17 protein-coding genes are annotated in these 20,051 nt (G+C 65.2%); 6 read left to right on the top strand and 11 right to left on the bottom strand.

Annotation, left to right across the window (positions count from 1 at the left end):
* Positions 1-46: 46 nt before the first annotated feature.
* Positions 47-2,824 carry an FAD-binding and (Fe-S)-binding domain-containing protein gene (locus ACZ46K_RS03245; protein WP_464746638.1) on the top strand — a complete coding sequence of 926 codons (2,778 nt, stop codon included), beginning with the start codon at positions 47-49 and terminating at the stop codon, positions 2,822-2,824.
* Between the two features lie 52 nt (positions 2,825-2,876).
* Here the strand turns inward: ACZ46K_RS03245 and ACZ46K_RS03240 are convergent, their stop codons facing one another.
* The 3 genes from ACZ46K_RS03240 to ACZ46K_RS03230 are packed head-to-tail and all read right to left on the bottom strand — an operon-like array spanning position 2,877 to position 5,454.
* Complete coding sequence (locus ACZ46K_RS03240; RefSeq protein ID WP_464746636.1) at positions 2,877-4,862, bottom strand: hypothetical protein; 1,986 nt, start codon at positions 4,860-4,862, stop codon at positions 2,877-2,879.
* Positions 4,859-5,134 (bottom strand): hypothetical protein, encoded by a 276-nt coding sequence (locus ACZ46K_RS03235; protein ID WP_054806171.1) that lies wholly within the window; start codon positions 5,132-5,134, stop codon positions 4,859-4,861. Before ACZ46K_RS03235 ends, ACZ46K_RS03240 begins: the two co-directional genes overlap by 4 nt.
* Positions 5,131-5,454, bottom strand: a complete 324-nt coding sequence (locus tag ACZ46K_RS03230) for an SAV_915 family protein (protein ID WP_464746634.1) — start codon at positions 5,452-5,454, stop codon at positions 5,131-5,133. Before ACZ46K_RS03230 ends, ACZ46K_RS03235 begins: the two co-directional genes overlap by 4 nt.
* A 125-nt stretch (positions 5,455-5,579) precedes the next feature.
* Here ACZ46K_RS03230 and ACZ46K_RS03225 point away from each other — a divergent pair, with 125 nt between their 5' ends.
* Positions 5,580-6,014: a DoxX family protein gene (locus tag ACZ46K_RS03225; RefSeq protein WP_054806169.1), complete on the top strand. Its 435-nt coding sequence runs from the start codon at positions 5,580-5,582 to the stop codon at positions 6,012-6,014.
* Here the strand turns inward: ACZ46K_RS03225 and ACZ46K_RS03220 are convergent.
* The 3 genes from ACZ46K_RS03220 to ACZ46K_RS03210 all read right to left on the bottom strand — a co-directional run bounded on the left by ACZ46K_RS03220 (position 5,992) and on the right by ACZ46K_RS03210 (position 10,180).
* Complete coding sequence (locus ACZ46K_RS03220) at positions 5,992-7,872, bottom strand: galactan 5-O-arabinofuranosyltransferase (RefSeq protein WP_464749224.1); 1,881 nt, start codon at positions 7,870-7,872, stop codon at positions 5,992-5,994. The two genes, ACZ46K_RS03225 and ACZ46K_RS03220, sit on opposite strands and share 23 nt — an antisense overlap.
* 122 nt (positions 7,873-7,994) lie before the next feature.
* A complete protein-coding gene (locus ACZ46K_RS03215; protein WP_464746632.1) occupies positions 7,995-8,756 on the bottom strand; it encodes a decaprenylphospho-beta-D-erythro-pentofuranosid-2-ulose 2-reductase in 762 nt (253 codons plus the stop codon).
* Positions 8,756-10,180 (bottom strand): FAD-binding oxidoreductase, encoded by a 1,425-nt coding sequence (locus ACZ46K_RS03210; protein WP_464746630.1) that lies wholly within the window; start codon positions 10,178-10,180, stop codon positions 8,756-8,758. Before ACZ46K_RS03210 ends, ACZ46K_RS03215 begins: the two co-directional genes overlap by 1 nt.
* Positions 10,181-10,308: 128 nt before the next feature.
* On the opposite strand from ACZ46K_RS03210, the gene ACZ46K_RS03205 reads away from it, so the two are divergent.
* Positions 10,309-10,788, top strand: a complete 480-nt coding sequence (locus ACZ46K_RS03205; RefSeq protein ID WP_464746628.1) for a GtrA family protein — start codon at positions 10,309-10,311, stop codon at positions 10,786-10,788.
* A gap of 49 nt (positions 10,789-10,837) precedes the next feature.
* Here the strand turns inward: ACZ46K_RS03205 and ACZ46K_RS03200 are convergent, their stop codons facing one another.
* The 3 genes from ACZ46K_RS03200 to rfbA all read right to left on the bottom strand — a co-directional run bounded on the left by ACZ46K_RS03200 (position 10,838) and on the right by rfbA (position 13,271).
* Positions 10,838-11,686: a DUF559 domain-containing protein gene (locus tag ACZ46K_RS03200; protein ID WP_464746626.1), complete on the bottom strand. Its 849-nt coding sequence runs from the start codon at positions 11,684-11,686 to the stop codon at positions 10,838-10,840.
* Positions 11,687-11,809: 123 nt separating this feature from the next.
* A complete protein-coding gene (gene rfbC / locus ACZ46K_RS03195) occupies positions 11,810-12,391 on the bottom strand; it encodes a dTDP-4-dehydrorhamnose 3,5-epimerase (RefSeq protein ID WP_054806167.1) in 582 nt (193 codons plus the stop codon).
* A gap of 4 nt (positions 12,392-12,395) precedes the next feature.
* On the bottom strand, positions 12,396-13,271 hold the full coding sequence (rfbA, locus tag ACZ46K_RS03190) for a glucose-1-phosphate thymidylyltransferase RfbA (RefSeq protein WP_464746624.1): 876 nt from the start codon (positions 13,269-13,271) through the stop codon (positions 12,396-12,398).
* A 33-nt stretch (positions 13,272-13,304) separates the two neighbouring features.
* Here rfbA and rfbB point away from each other — a divergent pair, with 33 nt between their 5' ends.
* From rfbB to ACZ46K_RS03175, 3 genes are all read left to right on the top strand, one after another.
* Positions 13,305-14,312, top strand: coding sequence for a dTDP-glucose 4,6-dehydratase (gene rfbB / locus ACZ46K_RS03185; protein WP_464746622.1), 1,008 nt, complete (start codon positions 13,305-13,307; stop codon positions 14,310-14,312).
* A gap of 146 nt (positions 14,313-14,458) precedes the next feature.
* Complete coding sequence (locus tag ACZ46K_RS03180) at positions 14,459-16,363, top strand: glycosyltransferase (protein WP_054806166.1); 1,905 nt, start codon at positions 14,459-14,461, stop codon at positions 16,361-16,363.
* 3 nt (positions 16,364-16,366) lie between these two features.
* Positions 16,367-17,872 (top strand): glycosyltransferase family 39 protein, encoded by a 1,506-nt coding sequence (locus ACZ46K_RS03175; RefSeq protein WP_464746620.1) that lies wholly within the window; start codon positions 16,367-16,369, stop codon positions 17,870-17,872.
* On the opposite strand, the gene wzm is transcribed toward ACZ46K_RS03175, so the two are convergent.
* The gene (gene wzm, locus ACZ46K_RS03170) at positions 17,860-18,708 is read right to left on the bottom strand and encodes a galactan export ABC transporter permease subunit Wzm/RfbD (protein WP_464746618.1); all 849 of its coding nucleotides are present in this window, start codon (positions 18,706-18,708) and stop codon (positions 17,860-17,862) included. The two genes, ACZ46K_RS03175 and wzm, sit on opposite strands and share 13 nt — an antisense overlap.
* Before the next feature lie 149 nt (positions 18,709-18,857).
* A complete protein-coding gene (locus ACZ46K_RS03165) occupies positions 18,858-19,988 on the bottom strand; it encodes an aminotransferase-like domain-containing protein (protein ID WP_464746616.1) in 1,131 nt (376 codons plus the stop codon).
* Positions 19,989-20,051 lie beyond the last annotated feature (63 nt).

Genomic DNA, 20,051 nt, shown 5'->3' with positions numbered 1-20,051 from the left:
TCGACCTGATCCGGCGACCGGCGCATCACCACTAGCATCGGTCGATATGGAGATTTCGTCGGCGATCGGCAGTCGCCTCCGCCAAGCAGGGATCTCCGATGTCCGCGACGACAGCACCACTCGCGCGATGTATTCGTCCGATGCCTCGCTCTATCGGGTACCGCCGCAGGTCGTGGTCCTACCGCGAAGCGTCGACGAGGTTGCCGCGACCCTCGACGTGTGCCGCCGCGAAGGCGTGCCGCTCACCTCGCGCGGTGCAGGCACTTCGCTGGCGGGCAACGCAGTCGGAACCGGGGTGGTGCTCGACTTCTCCCGGCACATGGGGCGCGTGCTCGAGATCGACCCGCAGCAACGCACCGCGCGCGTGCAACCCGGTGCCGTCCAGGCGACCGTGCAGCGCGCCGCGGCGCCCCACGGGCTTCGATTCGGTCCCGACCCGTCGACCCACAACCGCTGCACGATCGGCGGGATGATCGGCAACAACGCGTGCGGTGCGCGTGCCCTCGGCTACGGCCGCACCTCCGACAACGTGGTCGGCATCGAGGCCCTCACCGGCACCGGGCATCCGCTCTCGCTCCCCGGGAACGACCCGATGCTCGAGCCGCTCCGCGGTCTCGTCGATGCGAACCTCGCGACGATCCGTACCGAATTCGGCCGGTTCGGGCGGCAGGTCTCCGGCTACGGCCTCGAACACCTCCTTCCCGAAAATCGCTTCGACGTGCGCAAACTGTTCGTCGGCAGCGAGGGAACACTCGGCGTGCTCACCGAGGCGACCGTGCAGCTCGTGGCCGATTCGCCGGTGCGCACCATGGTGGTCCTCGGCTACCCCGACATCGTCGACGCAGGCAACGCAGCCCACACACTGCTCCGTTTCCGCCCCACGGCGTGTGAAGGCCTCGATTCGCGCATCGTCGACATCGTCCGTACCCGGCGCGGGCCGGGGGCGGTTCCGCCGTTGCCGCGCGGTGCGGCGTGGCTGTTCGTCGAACTCGTCGGCGACGACTACGGCGAGGTGCACGACCGTGCAGTGTCGATGGTCGACGTCTCCGGCGCGATCGACGCTCTGCACGTCGACGATCAGGCACGTGCCGCGGCGCTGTGGCGGATCCGGGAGGACGGCTCCGGCTTGTCGGCGCGTAGCCCCCGGGGCCTGCCCGCGCACGCAGGATGGGAGGACGCTGCGGTCCCGCCGGAGCGCACCGGCGACTACCTGCGCGATTTCGAGCAGCTCACCGACAGCTACGGCATCACCGGCTACCCGTACGGACACTTCGCCGACGGCTGCATTCACATCCGGCTCGATGTTCCGCTCGAGATGCCCGGACTGTTCCGGGAATTCCTTTTTGCTGCAGGAAGGTTGGTGGCGTCCTACGGCGGGTCGATGTCGGGGGAGCATGGCGACGGGCGAGCCCGCAGCGAACTGCTGCCCCTGATGTACTCGGCCGACGCACTACGGTTGTTCGGGGCCGTCAAGTCGGTGTTCGACCCAGAGGATCTGCTCAACCCGGGTGTACTCGTCGATCCGCGTCCCGTCGACGCCGACCTGCGCGTGACCGCCGCGCCCGCCGTCCGCACCGGTCTCGCGTTCCGGTACCGGGAGGACGGCGGCAACTTCACCCAGGCTGTGCACCGGTGCACCGGCGTCGGGAAGTGTCGCGCCGACACCACCGCCGTCGGTGGGGTGATGTGCCCGTCGTATCTCGCCACCCGCGAGGAGAAGGATTCGACGCGCGGCCGGGCCAGGGCCCTGCAGGAAATGCTGAACGGGTCGCTCGTCACCGACGGGTGGTCGTCGCCGGAGGTGCACGAGACCCTCGATCTGTGCCTGTCGTGCAAGGGCTGTGCTTCGGATTGCCCCACCGGTGTCGACATGGCGACATGGAAGTCGGAGGTACTGCACCAGACGTACCGCGGCAAGCGTCGCCCGATCAGTCACTACACTCTGGGTCGGCTACCGCAGTGGGCTGCGCTCGCCTCACGAATCCCGAAGGTAGCCAACGCGATCACGAAGGTGCCCGGCGTGGCGTCGGTGGGCCTGCGGCTCGGAGGAATGGACAGGCGCCGGAACGTGCCCGCCTTCGCGCCCCGCACCTTCCGTCGATGGCTCGCCGACACCGCCGGACAGCGTGCCCGCACAGGCGAACCCGTGCTGCTCTTCGTCGACACCTTCACCGACTACTTCACGCCCGAGGCCGGTATGGCGGCGGTGGAAGTGCTCGAAGCCGCCGGATATCGCGTTCGCGTGACCGAGAAGCAACAGTGCTGCGCGCTGACCTGGATCACCACGGGGCAGCTCGACGAAGCACGAAAGATCCTGGGCCGCACCGTCACCGAACTATTCCGTGCCGGAACCCCGATCGTGGGAATCGAACCGTCGTGCACGGCGGTATTGCGTTCCGACACCGTCGAACTGCTCGGATCCGAGCCGGCGCGTGTCGTGGCCGATTCCACACGCACACTCGCCGAATTACTCGGCGACTGGGAACCGCCGTCGCTGGCCGGCACCACCGTGGTCGCCCAGCCGCACTGTCACCACCACGCGATCATGGGGTGGGATGCCGATGCGGCGCTGCTGAAACGTGCCGGCGCGGAGGTCACCCGGCTCGGCGGCTGTTGCGGTCTCGCCGGAAATTTCGGAGTAGAGCGTGGCCACTACGACGTGTCGGTCGCGGTCGCGAACAACCAGCTGATTCCCGCCGTCGAATCCGCCGACGCCGACACGGTGGTGCTCGCCGACGGCTACTCGTGCCGCACCCAGCTCAGCGACCTCACCGATCGCCGAGGCACTCACCTTGCGGAGTTGCTCGCTTCCCGGCTCCCATAGGTTCGGCAGGTCGAACCACCAGGGCCTGATGTCTCGACGGATGGGTGGCACATCAGTGAGTGTCGGAATCCTTTGGCGGTTCTGGCGGGAGTGCCCCACCTTCATTGGCCCATCGATCGAGCTGCTTGGGTGCGGGCTCTGCATTCCGCCGCCCGCGCCTGATGATCCCTTCCATCGCATCCCTGAATTTGCCCATGTCAGGGACTATACCGAATCGGCCACGGCATCCCTGTTGTTCTGGAGTGCGCAGCGGTGGCTGCGTCATTCCGGCGGGTTCGCAGGTCTGGGTTCGCCGGTGGCAGAGGCGAGGATCGGGGGGTAGTCGCGGGTGTTCACCGTCCGCGCCGTCGTCCCTTACTGCGTTTGTCGTTGACCGGCGTGGTCCGAGTTCGTAGGGGATTTTCAGGATGCGGCGGGTTTTGGCGTCGATGTCGCAGTTGCCTGATGCGACGGAGTGGAGGATGCCGTTGTAGACGAGGTCCCACAGGTCGGGGTTGCCCTGGATCTGGCTGATCTTGAACGAGTGGATTTCGTTGCCGTGTGCGTCTTTCAGTCGGAGGACGCGGTTGGTGCCGTCGGCGGAGAAGCGGATGCGGGTGAGGTGGTAAGTGTCGACCCAGCTGCCACGCCACTGCACCCAGATGGCTCCCGCGGCGGTCCAGTGGTTTCCAGTGGCGCGAAACATGACCCAGGCAGCCGCGGCAATGAGCAGCCAGGCGGCCCACCAGTGGGTCCAGCGGAGGTCTCCGTTGGTGAGGGTCATGTACGCGACTGCGATCCCGACCATCATGAGTGCGGAGATGTACGGGTCGCGGGCGGTTGGTTGGATCCATTCGAGGGTGGGACCCAGATGGCCCGGCGCTTCCGGGGGGTTCCGTGGGTGCCGGTCGGAAGGTGTGTGCCTGGTTCCCCGATGGATGCGTGGTGCGTGGGGCGGGCGGGGTTCGCCGGTGATCGGGTCGGGGCTTGGAGGCAGGTCGGGTGTGTGCATTCCTGGCCTCAGAACAGCGCCAGCAGCACTTGCGAGGATCAATTCGGTTGCTACGGTTCCCGCAACAAATCCGCCAACATCTTTTGCAACTGCTTTCACCGCGTCGCCGGTGGTTTCGGCATTCATGACATCACTGACAGTCTGAAGACCGGTTGTAGCTGCTCCGACGACAGGGACCTTCGATCCGATATGTGATAGCGCCGATCCTTTCGGGAGGTAGTCGTCTGCGGTACGGCCGAGAAACTGGACGAACTTGTTGTCACCGAGCCCCGCGAGCAGCCGGGAGTTCTCCGCGGCGAATCGCGCCGCGTCGTCGGCCCCACCTTGGAAGGTCCGAACAGCTCTGGCTGCGGTGGCTTCCGGGTACGGGTCGCCCAGCCGGGCTGCTTCCGCGGCGAGTTCGTGTAGCCGGGCCAGATTCGCGCCTCGGGTATCGGCGATCGGGCCCCATTTCGACAACTCGGCGAATGCGGTGCCGACATATCCGGTGACTGTGAACGCGGCCAGCCAACCCCACTGGGCTTCCGCATTCTTCAGGATTGTCGTCGGCCCGCGCAGCGCTTCCGCGAACGTGCTGTGCGCAGCGACCTCGATTCCGCGACCTTCCGCGACGAGTCCAGCCGCAGTTTCGTAGGCCACAACCTGCTTTGCTCGAAGAATTTGGGGTGCAACATCATACGAGGACTGATCGACCTCGACCGTATCGCCGATCCCGGTACCGAACTCCACGGGAATACTGGCTTCCGACGCTGTCTCCTCGGCCTGCGACATTCGTGCTCGTGCGGTGACGAACTCATCGGCAAGTACGCGCAGGGCCGCGGCAATCACGGCGATCCGGTCTGCGGCCTCGGTGGTTCCGGTGATGATGCGGTCGAGCGTTGACCGGAACTTGTCACCTGCCGTGCTTTTGAACTCGTACTCGGACTCTGTGCGGCCATCGCGTGCCGACTTCAGCTGATCGTTCACACCGGCTGCGAGGGAGGCGAGCGAATCCGCGCACACGTAGCACGAGGCGGGGTCGCCGAATACATGGGTGTCGAGGCTCATTGTTCACCGGCCTTCGCGATTTCCTGCGCGTTGCGATCATCGGTTTCCTGGTAGGCGCGCAGACTGTCCTGGGTGAGGTCCGCTGAATTGGCCCGCGACCGGACCGCCACGTCCAACGCGGATGCGATCGATCCGAGAGTGTCTACGAGCAGCACGGTGGATGCACCGGCGTCGGGTATTTCGGCGGCTTCGGATCCGAGGTCGTTGATTCCGATCGCTCCGGTTGTCAGACGCCTCGCGACTGCGTTGAGGTCGCCGATTTCGATGCTCACCGGGTTCCTGCTCGTCCGATGGGATCGTGCAGCAGGTTTGGAGACCGCAGGTACTCGTTTTCGGCAGCATCGGGTGGTGGCGGCGGTGGTTGTCTGGCGTCGAGCAGGTCCACGTGATATCCGGTGGTGCGGTGGATTTCCTGCAGTCCGGCGCTGTCGACGCCCATCCATGCTTGCCGCGGTCCGCAGCAACGGACCAGTTCCTGCAGTGACGTGTAGGCGGGCATTGCCAGCCGGCCGTCGGGCAGGGTGCGCATCTCCAACCGAACCTGCCCCGACCCGTCGCGGCGTCGAGTCGGCACGTACAGAATCTCACTCATCGAATCCCCCCGATCCTGTCGCACCCCCGTACGACCCGCTGCGAGATTACCGCAGCGGTGATGAGTTTCCGCGCGACGCCGGGTCGGTATCGGTGCCATCACCGCATCGAATCCAGGAGATCGTCATGACCACCCATTCCGCCGCCGATCGCGACACTCACGCCCACACCGACACGCCCGGTCGGGGCGCCCACATCGCCGGCCTGATCGTTAGCGGCCTCGTCGTCCTGTTCCTGCTCTTCGACTCCGTCATTCACATCATGAACACGTCGCAGGTGCAGGAAGCCATGGCCGACCTCGGCTTCGATCCGAGCCTGAACAGAGTGTTCGGGATCGTCCTGCTCATCTGCCTGGTGCTCTACGTCGTGCCGACGACCGCGATCCTCGGCGCAGTGCTGCTCACCGGATACCTCGGCGGAGCGGTCGCGACCAACCTGCTCACCGAGCAACCGATCGTCAGCACCACGCTGTTCCCGATCTACACCGGAATCTTCGTGTGGGGTGGATTGTGGCTGCGCGACAACGGGGTTCGGAACATCATGCCCCTTCGGCGCGCGTGACCACGGCGAACGGCCCCACCTCGGTGATCGTGAAACGAGGGTCGTCGAACAGGTTCTCGGGGAAGGTGACCGTGTATCGGCGAACGTTCGGGTCGTTCGGGTAGACATCCTCGGCCAAGCGAAGTGTGTAGCCCTCGGCGCCCTGTCGGAAGACGACGGCGTCGGGGGCTCGCCACGGCAGCGAATCCCATGCGGCGAGCAGGTCGTCGGTGGACTCGAGCTCCGACCACTCCTCGATCGCTGCTGCGCGACCCCCGAAGTCCGCGAGCGGATTCGCGTAGTGCGACGTCAACGCCTGGAAACCGAAGTAGGGGTAGTACGCGAGGAATGCAGTGTCGGCGGTGAGGACCACGTGGTCGTCGCGCTCACCACCGAGTTGCGAGCGCAATGTCTCGTCGATCTCCGAGTAGTACGACGCGGCGCCCGGCGGCCGTTGGTCGGCACGCTCACCGTTGCCGTCGGTGTCGGTGTAGGCGACGGTGATCTCGCTCGCGAGAACCTGCGGAACGTTCTGGGTGAATGCGAGCGCACCGAGTGCACCCACCGCGACGAGCACGCGCCGCACGTTCGGGTTGTCACTGGAGGCGAGGCTGATCCACCGTGAGAATTCCACGAACGCGAACGCACCCGCCGTGCCCAGCAGCGCCAGCAGGATCACTTCGAGCCGGAACGCGAGCAGCGTGTTGCCCAGAGCCGTGAACGCCATCGACCCCAGGAACCACAGATACACCGCGACGACGCCGAGCCCGAGTGCCTGTGCGCGCCGCGACGTCGTCGCCCGCCCGATCAGCCACACACTGCCCAGCAGGCACAACAACCCGATCAGCGACATGTGGAACATCGGCAGCGGCAGACTCGCGCCCGTGTCGGGCAGATAGTGGGTCGCGGAGCCGGAACCGGCGGACGAGCCGCCCCCGAGCACATCGAGCAGGAACGGTGCCCACACGATCAATGCGACGAGCCCTGCGATCACTGCGATGGCAACGAACCGCACGAGCACTGGCACCGTACTGCGCCACGATCCTTCGGTCCGCTTCGCGAGTAGTGCCGCGGCCACCGCCATCACCGTCACCGCGAACGCGGCCAGGCCGAGGTAGAGCGTGTAGAACGTCGCGGCGACTCCTAGGAACAGGCCGGTGCCCACCACCGCGCCCCACCCCTGCCGTGCGCGTTTCTGGTAGTCATCGCCACCAGAAGCACGCACGGGGTCGAGGGCGCCCCAGGCCAGGACCAGGGCCGGCGCGATCAGCAGAGCGATCACCGCGCCGTACGGCTCCGGCGAGCCGTAGGCGAGCACGATCACCGTCGACGCTGTAGCCACCAGCACCGCGAGATCCGACCGGACAAGTTCCGACCACAGCACCAGCGCCACGACCGCCGCGACCGCCAGTGAGGCGATGGCATAGGGCTTGAAGGCCTCCCACCCATCCATCCCCAGCAGGTTCGCGACACGGCCACCGATCCAGAACCAACCTGCCGGATAGAACGGCGGCATGTCGGCGTAGTTCATGTCGCGCAGAGCCGCGCTGTCGGTCAGTCGCGTGAGGAACTGGGTGCGGAACTCCTGGTCGACGGAGATTCCGTGCAGATACAGCTTCGTCGCGGCCAGCGGCATGCCGAGTGTCGCCGTGACCAGGCCCGACAGCGCCGCCCACGACAGCACGCGTGCTCCCGTCACCCACTTGCCGCGACGTAACAGGTAGATCGAGCACCCGAGCGCAGCCAGTGCGACGAACTGCAGGACCGTCGTGACGGCCTGCGTGACGTTCGACGAATTGAACGCCGGCCACTGCACTCGCGCGAACGCGAACAGTCCCACCCCTGAAACGACGATCGCGACGACCACGGCCGCAACCATGCGACCGACGGTCGTCGCGACCTTCCGAAACGGAGCGACGGGGATGGCGGTGGAACTCGCGGCGACTGTCACGGGACCCGAGCCTAGTGAAGCTGTGGGCTCCGGCGGTGTAGCCGGTGCCGTCAGATCGGCAGCTTGCGGAAGATGGCGCGCGGAATGTGCCGCAGCACGATCATCACGAACCGGAACGGGCCCGGCGCCCACACGATTTCCTTGCCCTTGTCGGACGCGGCAACCGCGAGCGCGGCGACATCTTCCTTGTTCACGGTCAGCGGCGCTTCGTCGACGTGCGCGCTGAACTTGGTGCGAACCTGGCCGGGCCGGACCACGGTCACGCGCGGTCCGAACGGGCGCAGCGCCTCTCCGAGGCCCAGGTAGAAGCCGTCGAGGCCGGCCTTCGACGAGCCGTACATGAAGTTGGCTCGCTTGACGCGCTCACCGGCCACCGACGACATCACGATTATCCGGCCGAAGCCCTGCGCCTTCATCTTCTCGCCGATGAGGACACCGACGGACACCGACGCCGTGTAGTTCACGTTCGCGACGCGGACGGCCTTGACCTGGTTCTGCCACAGCTCCTCGGAGTCGCCGTCGAGGCCGAAGGCGACGATCGCGACGTCCACGTCGCCATCCGCCCACGCCTTGTCGATGACGGCGGGGTGGCTTTCGGTGTCGAGCGCGTCGAAGTCGATGACGTCGACCTTCGTCGCACCTGCAGCATTCATCTGAGCGACGGATGCATCGCGCAGCGGGTCGCCGGGCAGTGTCGCGAGGATGACGCGGGCGGGTGCCTTGCGCAGGTACTCCTCGACGATCGTCAGGCCGATCTCGGAGGTGCCACCGAGAAGCAGCAGGGTCTGGGGATTGCCGACGGCGTTGATCATCAGTGGAGTTCCAACCTTCTGGACATATCGGAGGCGAAGACGTTGGTGGGATCGACCGTGCGGCGCACCTTGAGCCACTCGTCGATCCGCGGGTACATCGAGTGGAAGGTCTCCGCGTCGGTCCGCGAATCCTTCGCGGTGTAGAGGCGACCACCGAATTCGAGGACGCGCTTGTCGAGTTCACGGACGAACTCGTTCAGCCCTGCTTTGATCGGGAAGTCGACGCAGATGTTCCACCCCTTCATGGGGAAGCTCAGCGGCGCCTTGTTGCCGTCACCGAACAACTTGAACACGTTGAGGAACGAGTAGTGCCCCGATGCTTGGATGTCGATGATGATCTTCTTGAACTCGTCGACGGCTTCGGGCGGGACCACGAACTGGTACTGGAGGAACCCACCTGGGCCGTAGCCGCGGTTCCACTCACCGAACATGTCGAGCGGGTGGTAGAACTGCGTCAGATTCTGGACCTTGCCCTGGTAGTTGCCCGCTTTGCGGTACCAGAGTTCACCGATGGTGGAGAACGTGTACTTGTTCGCCAGGCCGTTCGGGAAGATGTCCGGCAACGTCAACAACTGAGGTGCGTCGAACTTCAGGGGGTTCTTCTGCAGCTTCTTCGGAAGCTGATCGACCGTCGCGAGTGAACCCCGGGAGATCGCAGCACGACCGAGCTTCGGCAGCGGCGCGACCGCGTCGAACCACGCGCTCGAGTAGTCGTACTTGTCCTCGGAGCCGTCGCTGTGTGCCGCGATTGTCTCGTCAAGGGTGGAAGTGACGACACCGTCGGCGATGAAGTACGCCGTCTCCGTGGCTGTCATCTCGATGGTCGCGCGCAGGATGATGCCCGTCAGACCCATACCGCCGACGGTCGCCCAGAACAGTTTGGCGTTGCGCCCGCTGGGCGTGCACGTGCGGATCTGACCGTCTGCGGTGAGCAGATCGATCGAGCGCACGTGGTTGCCGAAGCTGCCGGCGCTGTGGTGGTTCTTGCCGTGGATGTCGGATCCGATGGCACCGCCGATCGTGACCTGGCGTGTGCCCGGAAGCACCGGCACCCACAGGCCGAACGGCAGCGCGGCGCGCATCAGCTGGTCGAGGTCGACGCCGCCGTCCACCACGACACGACGCGATTCGCGGTCGATGCTGTGGATCTTGTTCAGCGCCGTCATGTCGACGACGAGCCCACCTGCGTTCTGTGCGGGGTCGCCGTACGAGCGGCCGAGACCGCGCGCGATGACACCGCGACGCAGATGTGCCGGCTTCGACTCGTTCTGCTCTGCGACCTGCGCGACGGCCTTCGCTATGAGCTCGACGTCGGGTGTGGAGAGCACCTCTGCGGTGGTCGGCGCGGTGCGCCCCCATCCGGTCAGGGTGCGTGTCTGGGTGGGGAGAGGCTCGCTCGCCTGCTCTTCAGCTGTCGTAGACATCGGGGTAGAGGCTACCCGCGTTCGCTCACTACCCGGCAAGATGCCGTAGGTCACTCGTCGCGTTTCGGTGAAAATCTCCATGTCGTGGCGGTACGGGTTGTGGCGCGGCGGGCGTTACCCTCGACTCCGTGCCCGAACCCCACGACCACGTTCAGCCGCTGCCGGAACACCACGCTCCGCTCGCTCCCGAGCTGCCGCTGACCGACTCGACCGCCGACGACGCGCTCGATCTCAAGACGCAGCTGGTGCGGTTCGTGCTCACAGGCGGACTCTCGGCAATCGTCGACTACGGCCTGTATGTGCTGCTCATGGCGCTCGGCGTCACCCGCGATCTCGCGAAGGCGCTGTCCTTCATCGCGGGAACCACGACCGCGTACCTCATCAACCGACGCTGGACTTTCCAGGCACCGCCGAGCCGAGTGCGATTCGTCGCGGTCGTGATCTTGTATGCGGTGACATTCGCCGCTCAGGTGGGTATCAACCGGCTGCTCAACGAGTCGCTGGGCGACGACTGGTGGGTGACCCCGTTCGCCTTCGTGGTCGCCCAGGGTGTTGCGACGGTGATCAACTTCGTGGTGCAGAGACTCGTCATCTTCCGCATCCGCTGAATCTTTGGTGGATCCTTGTCCGCTCAGCGAACCGTTTCCTACCAAGGATTCACCGGTGTCGCGACATCGCCGTCCGAATCTGACGAAGTACACCTTCGGGATCCTGGGTCAGCGTGTGCCACGTGAATCGCAGGACGTGCCAGCCGGCGTTCACCAGGACGTTCTGTCGTTCCGCGTCGCGCCGGTGCCGCTGCGCGTCGCGGTGCCAGGCCCAGCCGTCGATCTCGATGGCGACGCGCTCGGCGTCGAACACCACGTCGATTTCGTAACCGCAGCTCCTCGCGTGGGCACGCCACCCGATCAGGCCGGCAGTACGTAGAAGACGATGCAGGATCCGTTCGGCTTCCGAGTGCCCACCATCGCCGGCAGAGCACAGCAGTCGCGCCGCCGCACGTGCCCCGTGCCGTCCCGAGTTTCTACGATGCACCCGGTGGAGGACCTCGAGTGACGTGTGGCGCTGCAGCGCACGGTCCATGAGCACGGATCCGTTCGGTAACTCGACCGCAGCCTCGAGAACGGTCAGCGGTAGGGCAGTGGTGGGCAGGCTGCGGACCACAACGGTGTCTTTCCAGTGCAGGTCACGGCGTCGAAGGCGAACGTCATGTCTTCGCGGAAGCGCTCGACGATGAGTCACCGTGACGTAGTGGTGGCCGGGTGGACGATCGAGGAGTCCGTGCCACCACGCGGCACTCGGTCCCCAAGCAACGGCATCCCGTCCTGCGCAGTACACCGCCGCGCGAAGGCTCACGCTTTCGGTGTGTTCGCGGTCGGCGCGCAGGTATATGCCAGGTGCGAGGGTGGACCACTCGCCGGACCGGACCTGCCGGGTCACAGTCGACGAGCTCATGCCACATTCGAGGGCTTGCGTGCGTGTGATGATCCCGTCCTGGCGAGACATGATCGCGTGGATCGCTTTACGGCTCATATTTCGTTCGACGCAGCATCGCTCGAAGCGGTTCCACTCACACGCAATGTTGGTGAGATATTGCCCGGAATACGGACAATGATCCACCAAAGTCGATCAGGCGTGGGGCAGCTGCCCGGCCGCACGCGCGTCGGCGAGCGTCGGCGCGACACGGTCTTTGGCCGACAGTTCGTATTCGAGTGGCCGCCCGTCGCGCCCGACCGTCGGCCACTCGATCCCGATTTCCGGATCCAGCGGATACACTTCGTGTTCTCGCTCCGGGTTGTAGCCCGTCGAGCAGAGGTACATCACCGTCGAATGGTCTTCCAACGCCAGGAACCCGTGTCCCAAACCCTCGGACAGGAAGATCCCACGACGATCGACAGTGTCGAGCAGCACTGAATCCCACTGGCCGAACGTCGGCGAACCGACACGCAGATCGACGACGACGTCGAGCACCGAACCCGACACGCACGTCACGTACTTCGCCTGCCCCGGTGGGACATCCGCGTAATGGATCCCACGCAGGACCCCTGCCGCCGACACCGAGCAATTGGCCTGCGCGAGATCGAGTTCCCGACCGGTTGCCTCGGCGAAGGTGGACTGCTTGAACCATTCGAGGAACACCCCGCGGTCGTCTCCGAACTGCTTCGGCGTGATCTCCCACGCGCCCGCAACCTTCAGTTCGCGATACTGCATTCGCTCAGAAATCCCTTCCCTGTGCCAGCAGGTCCAGCAGATACCTGCCGTAGCCCGACTTCATCAGCGGTTCGGCCAGCACCCGGAGTTCGTCGTCGGTGATGTAGCCGCGACGCCACGCAACTTCCTCCGGCACCCCGATCTTCAAACCCTGACGTTGTTCGATGGTGCGCACATAGTTCGACGCATCGAGCAGAGAATCGAATGTGCCCGTGTCGAGCCATGCGGTACCACGAGGCAAGACCTCGACCTGAAGTTTCCCCGCCTCGAGATAGGCGCGGTTGACGTCGGTGATCTCGAATTCGCCACGCGCAGAAGGCTCCAGCGACCGTGCGATGTCGACGACGTCGTTGTCGTAGAAGTACAGTCCGGGCACCGCATAGCGTGATTTCGGATCCGACGGTTTCTCCTCCAACGACAATGCGCGACCGTCGGAATCGAATTCGATCACCCCGTACGCCGACGGATCGGATACCCGGTAGGCGAACACGGCACCGCCGTCGACGTCGGCGAACCTCGTGAGCTGTGTGCCGAGTCGGGGTCCGTAGAAGATGTTGTCGCCCAATATCAGAGCCACCGAGTCGGTGCCGATGTGGTCGGCTCCCAGGACGAAGGCCTGCGCCAATCCGTCGGGCCGATCCTGGACTGCGTAGGTGATCTCGATCCCGAACTGTGATCCGTTGCCTAGTAGATGCCGGAACTGGGCCGCGTCGTGAGGGGTGGTGATCAGCAGGATGTCGCGGATGCCTGCGAGCATGAGCGTCGAGAGCGGGTAGTAGATCATCGGCTTGTCGTAGACGGGAGTGAGCTGTTTGCTGATCCCCAGTGTGATGGGGTGCAGCCGCGAACCGGCGCCGCCTGCCATGATGATTCCGCGCATGCCGGTCAGTGTCCCATGGGTAGGGTTGGCGCAATGAAGCTGCTCGTCACCGGCGGCGCCGGATTCATCGGCGCGAACTTCGTCCACCAGACCGTCGCCGAACGCCCCGACGTCGAGGTCACCGTCCTCGACAAGCTCACCTACGCGGGCAACCTCGACTCGCTCGCACCGGTGAAAGAGTCGATCACCTTCGTTCACGGCGACGTCACCGACACCGACCTCGTCGACCGGCTCGTCGCCGACACCGATCTGGTGGTGCACTTCGCGGCCGAGTCCCACAACGACAACTCCCTGGCCGATCCGTTGCCGTTCGTGCAGACCAACCTCGTCGGCACGTTCGCGCTGCTCGAGGCGGTCCGTAAGTACGACGTGCGATACCACCACATCTCCACCGACGAGGTGTACGGCGACCTCGCGCTCGACGACCCGGCGAAGTTCACCGAGGCCACGGCCTACAACCCGTCGAGCCCGTACTCGTCGACAAAAGCGGGCTCCGACCTGCTCGTCCGCGCCTGGGTGCGCTCGTTCGGAGTCCGCGCCACGATCTCGAACTGCTCGAACAACTACGGTCCGTACCAGCACGTGGAGAAGTTCATTCCCCGCCAGATCACGAACGTGCTCACCGGGGTGCGGCCGAAGCTGTACGGCACCGGCACCAATGTGCGCGACTGGATCCACGTCGACGACCACAACCGCGCGGTGTGGACGATCATCGACAAGGGTGGGATCGGTGAGACCTATCTCATAGGGGCCGATGGTGAAACGGACAATCGCACGGTCATCGAGACCGTTCTCGAGCTGTGCGATCGGGACGAAGCGGATTTCGATTTCGTGTCCGATCGGCCGGGACACGACCTGCGCTACGCGATCGACGCGACCCGTCTGAAGACCGAACTCGGTTGGGAGCCGGTCTACCGGGATTTCCGCTCCGGTCTGCAGGCGACCATCGAGTGGTACCGGGCGAACGAGGCGTGGTGGCGTCCCCACAAGGAGACGACCGAAGCTGCCTACCGACGAACAGAATGCACCCTCGAGGCGTGAGTAAAGGTCCTGCAATAGGCAAAAGGTGTATTTCTCGTGATCCTCACCAATCGGTCGCAACTGTCGCGTGATCGGCGGGCGGCGCTGTTCCCGCTGATAATGTCGCATCCGGACCAACGGGATCGACGAGATCGGGGAGTTACTCGATGGAGCAGGCATCTGCCGGCGACGCGACAACTATCGGAAGCAATGTCGACGCGCTGGAGGACGCCCTCATCGAGCCGGTACGTCGCGATCGGCTGATCGTTCAGCGCGGACTGTTCGGGTCGCTCTCGTCGCGCGTCCCCGAGAAGATGTACGTGATCACCAAGGGTGACGCCGCCGCCGACCGGCACGGGCTGCAGCTCGCCGAGGGCGCGACCGCTCAGACCAACACCTATTTCGGCCGGTTCGCCGCGACTTTCTGGCAGCGCTGGACCGATGTGAAGACGGTGAACCTGCAGCTCACCTACGCCTCTTCGGGTAGCGCGAGCTTCACGGTGTGGGCATCCGACGCCCGCGGCCGCGAGCGCATCGTCACAACCTCGAAGGTGTCGGGTTCGGGCGACCTCGATCTCGAACTTCCCATCGAGCGGTTCGTCGATGGTGGCGCAATGTGGTTCTCCGTGGAGTCCGGCAACGGCTCACTGCTCATCTCCGATGCCCGCTGGACTGTCGCCGCTCCCGAGCGCCTGCGACCGGCTGCAGTCGTCATCTGCACGTTCAACCGCGCCGACGACTGCACCATCACGGTCGGCACCCTCGCCTCCGACGACGACGCGATGTCCGACATCGACGCGGTGTGCATTGTGGACCAGGGCACTGACCAGGTGCGTTCACGTCCCGCGTTCGCGGAGGTCGAGGAGAAGCTCGGTAAGAAACTCGTCTACCTCACGCAGCCGAACCTCGGTGGCGCGGGCGGATTCTCCCGCGGCATGTACGAGATCACCGGCTCGCCGAACTCGGCGCACGCCAACGTGATCGTCATGGACGACGACATTCTGTGCGAGCCGGAATCCGTGCTGCGGCTCAATGCGTTCGCGAACATGACGGTGCAGCCCACGATCGTCGGCGCGCAGATGCTGTCGCTGAGCAACCCGCAGATGTTGCATGTCAGTGCCGAGCGTGAGGTGCTCGACGAGATCACCGCGGGTGAGCTCACCCCTGGCGCGAAGATGGGCATCGACCTCGTCAAGAAGAAGCAGGACGCCCGCTTCGACGCAGGCTGGAACGGCTGGTGGACGTGCCTGCTGCCCGCCGAGATCATCGCCGAGTGCGGCCTGCCGATCCCGCTGTTCTTCCAGTGGGACGACATCGAGTACGGGATTCGCGCCCGCTTCGCCGGGCACCCGACGGTCACGCTGCCCAACGCGGGTGTGTGGCACGCGGACTTCCACCTCAAGGACTACGACGACTGGGCGCGGTACTTCAGCATCCGCAACGGCCTCGTCGTGTCCGCGCTGTACGGGCGGTTCGACGGCAACGACATCTCGAAGTACCTGTTCCGCAAGATCAGCGAGCTGATCGTCTCGATGCAGTACGGGCTGGCCGCCACGTTCATCAAGGCCGCCGAGGATTTCCTCGCCGGACCGGACTTCCTCTACGACGGCGGTCAGACGGTGCTGAAGGAACTGCGCGAGCTGCGCGACCGCTACCCCGAGACGAAGCCGCTACCCGCGTCGCAGGTGGGCAAGGAATCGGATCCGCACACTCAGATGAAGGTGTGGGAGTTCGAGCCCGACAAGAAGCGTGAGGGTCTCGTTCTCGTCAAGCGGGCGGTGCAGCAGTTCCGGGGCAAGGTCGATCGCAGGCAGGTCACGGTTCCGGCGCACTTCGCGAACTGGTGGCACGTGTCGTTGTTCGACACGGCCGTGGTCACCGACGCGTCGCAGAACGCGGTGCGGGTGCGTCGCCGCGACAAGGACACCGCCGTCGACCTCGCGAAGCACGCCGCGAAGGTGTGCTGGCGACTCCGCAAGGAAGCCCCACAGATGAAGAAGGTGTGGCACGACGCCATGCCCAAGCTGACCAGCCGCGAGAATTGGGCTCGTCTCTACGGTATCGACGAGTAACTCATGAGGACATGGCCGCTCCCGCTGTTCATCGGGGGAGCGGCCATGTTCATCGGTGCAGCATTCTCGTGGGTGCCGTCTTTCTGGTGGGACGAGGCTGCCACGATCTCCGCGGCGAATCGTTCTGTCGGGGCACTGTTCGACCTGCACGCTCTGCGCGACGCCGTGCACGGGCTCCACAACCTGCTCCTGCACTGGTGGTTCGCGCTCGTCGGCATCAGTGAGTTCACCGCCCGGATCCCGGGTGCGGTGGCGGTGGGTGTCGGCGCGGCCGCTGTCACCGCGACCGGGCAGAAGCTCGCCGGACGACGCGTCGCTGTCGCGGCGGGTGTGCTGTTCGCCATCACTCCGCGAGTCACGTGGGCGGCGACGGAGGCGCGCTCCTACGCATTCGCGCTCGCCGGTGTCGCGGTGCTGACGCTGCTGCTGGTGACGGCGCTGACGACGGGCAAGGCGCGCTGGTGGGTGCCGTATGCACTGCTGGTGACGGTGTCGACGGTGATGTTCGTGTACACCGCGACCGTGATCCTCGCGCACGCGGTGACGGTCCTCGTGATGAAGCGCGACAGGGTGCGGTTCGGTGTAGCCGCGGTGGTGGGACTCACGCTCTCGGGTCCGTTCGTGGTGCTCGCGGCGTCCCAGGTGCGGCAGGTGTCGTGGATTCCGCCGCTCGACACCGCGGTGGTGCGCACGATCTTCGTCGACCAGTGGTTTCCGCAAGCGCCGTGGGCAGCGGCGTTGTGCGCGGTGATCGTCGTCGCGGGTGTCGTCGTCGCGGTGCGGAAGGGCGTGATGCCGGGTGACCGGATGCTGCTGTGGGTGGCGGTCCCCGGGTTTGCCGTGCCGATGACGGTGTTGCTCGTGTATTCGCTGGTGTCGCGCAATCTCTACCTCGACAGGTACCTGTCGTTCACGGTGCCGGCGATGGTGCTTCTGGTGGGCTGGGCGCTCGCTCGGATCGTGACGCGGTGGTGGACGATGTTCGTCGTGTTCGTTGCGCTGGTCGTGGCCGTGTCACCGGCGTACGTTGCGCAACGTCAGCCGTTCGGGAAGGCCGGCGGCATGGACTACAGCGCAGTTGCAGACCGGCTCGTCGAGCGGTCGGAGGCGGGGGATTGCGTCGCGTTCGAACCGACCATCTCATGGGCGCCGACCTCCCCGCGAGCGGTGATGGACGCGCGACCGGATTCGGTGGCGGGCCTCGACGACGTCGGGCTCGGTGTCAGCGCGGTCGAGCGAACTCAGTTGTGGTCGACCGATGTGTCGCCGTCCGAATTGGCCGAACGCGCGTCCGGTCGGTGCACGGTGCTGTGGGTGATTGCCGACCGGGACCGCGACATTGCGTGGCGGCTGTGGCATCCCAACAACGTGTGGTGGCGATTCGAGCCGTACCGCTTCACCAGCACCGATACGTATCGTGAACTGGCTGCGGCCGGCTTCGAGATCACCGGCCGCGAACAGATCCACCGATTGCAGATGATCCGGCTCGAACCGACTCAGACCCAGTAGGCGACGCGTGCGCGGTAGTTGCGCATCGCGAGGAGTGCGAGGCCCCAGCCGAGCACCGTGATCACCAGGACGATGACCCAGTGGTAGAGCTGCTGGTCGCCGCCGAGCAGCGGGGTCCGGACGATGTCGAGGAAGTGGTAGAGCGGGTTGATCTCGGCGATCCTGGCGCGGCCTTCGTTGCCCGTGCCGACGAGGGTCTGCTCGGTCCAGATGATCGGAGTCATGAAGAACAGCAACTGCACGATGCTGCCGAGCAGCGGAGAGATGTCGCGGTAGCGGGTGGAGAGGATGCCGAACACCAGCGACACCCACACCGCGTTGATCGCGATCAGGAACAGTGCTGGGATCGCCGCGATCGCCGTCCAGTGCAGCGGCTGCGGAAACACGATGAGGATGCCGACGTAGATGACGATATTGTGCGCGAACAAGATCATCTGACGCCAGACCAGGCGGTACACGTGCACGCTCAGTGGTGTCGGGAGCTGTTTGATCAGACCCTCGTTGGACATGAACACGTCCGCGCCTTCGAGAATCGAACCGCTGATCAGGTTCCAGATGATGAACCCGAGTGCGACGTACGGCAGGAACGTCGGGACGTCGAGGTTGAACAGCGTTCCGTACAGGATGCCCATCGCGATCGCGGAGACACCGGTCGCGATCGTGATCCAGAACGGGCCGAGCACCGAGCGCCGGTACCGCTGCTTGATGTCCTGCCACCCGAGGTGGAACCACAGCTCACGATGCGAGAAACCATCGCGGAGATCCTCGAATGCACGCTTGAATGTGCGGGAGGACGATTCGATCGGCTCGTCATCGATAATGAGGGCATCAGACACGGGTCCCGAGCCTACCCGCGTCGAAAACATGCCTATTGCGGTGTGGTGGTCGGCGTCTGTTCACATCCCCCAGGTGTGGCGGCCGAGTACGCGGTGGACGTAGTTGTAGACGTCGACACGGCTCGCGACGAAGAAGGCGAATCCGAAGCTCACGTGTTGCTCACGCCCTCGTGCTTCTCGGTGCCGTCCCTCAGGAGCTGCGCGAGTGTCCGGAGTCCGCGTTCGGTGGCGTCCGCGTCGGCATGGCTGAAGTTCAGGCGCATGGTTCCGAGCTGTGGTCGGTCGGGAAAGAACTCCTCGCCCGGCATGAACGCGACACCACGATCGATTGCTGCCGCGAGCAGTGCGCGGGTATCGACCGGACGAGTGAGGCGAAGCCAGAAGAACAGCCCGCCGGCGGGAGTCTCCCACTCGGCGAGACCGTCGAGGTGACGGTGCAGTGCCGCGTCGAATCCATCGCGGCGCTTCCGGTAGAACGACGCGAGTTCGTCGAGGCGGTTCGACCAGCTCGGGTCGGTGATGGCGCTGCGCACGAGTTGCTGCGACAGGGTGGAGCTGTGCAGGTCGACGGCCTGCTTGAGAATCACCAGGCTCGGGAACAGATCTTCCGATGCTGCGAGGAACCCGAGCCGCAGACCGGGTGCGAACGTCTTCGAGAACGAGCCCTGGTACACCCAGGAGCCGCCGTGCATTCTCGCAGCGACGGGCTTCCGATCGCACGGTCCGTACGCGAGTTCGCGGTACGGGTCGTCCTCGAACAGAGTGACACCGCCGTCCTGGCACGCGCGGGCGAGGCTGTCGCGTTCGTCGTCCGTCGCGCAGCGTCCTGTGGGGTTGGCGAACGTGGGCACGACGTAGGCGAGCGGTGCCATCGGTGCGTTGTTCCAGTTCAGGCTCGTGAAGTCGGCGCCATACAGGCGGAACACCTGTAGTGCCGCGAGGTAGGTGGGTGATTCGACGGCGACAGGTGTGCCGGGGTCGACGAACAGCTTCGCGACGAGATCGATTCCCTGTTGACTGCCGGAGAGGATCATCACGCGCTCGGTGGGTGCGTCGAGGCCCAGTATGCGCAGCTGCTCGGACACGACGGCCCGAAGTTCGGGATCGCCTTCGCTCGGCCCGTATTGCAAGGAGGTGGGTGCAGCCGAGAGGGACAGGGGCGGAAGCATTTCCGGCGCGGGGAGACCACCCGCGAACGAGACCATGTCGGGCCGATCGAGGACGGAGAGGATCTCGCGGATGGGTGACGGCCTGAGCGATCCGATTCGTCGGGAGAACACGAGAAGACTCCGTTCAATAGGTCAACAATGTTGACGTACTGTAGGGCGTGAACAAAGGGAAGG

The organism is Rhodococcus sp. JCM 9793 (assembly GCF_055380405.1).
Note: the sequence above shows the minus strand (reverse complement) of the source record. Positions and strands in the feature narration are given on the sequence as shown.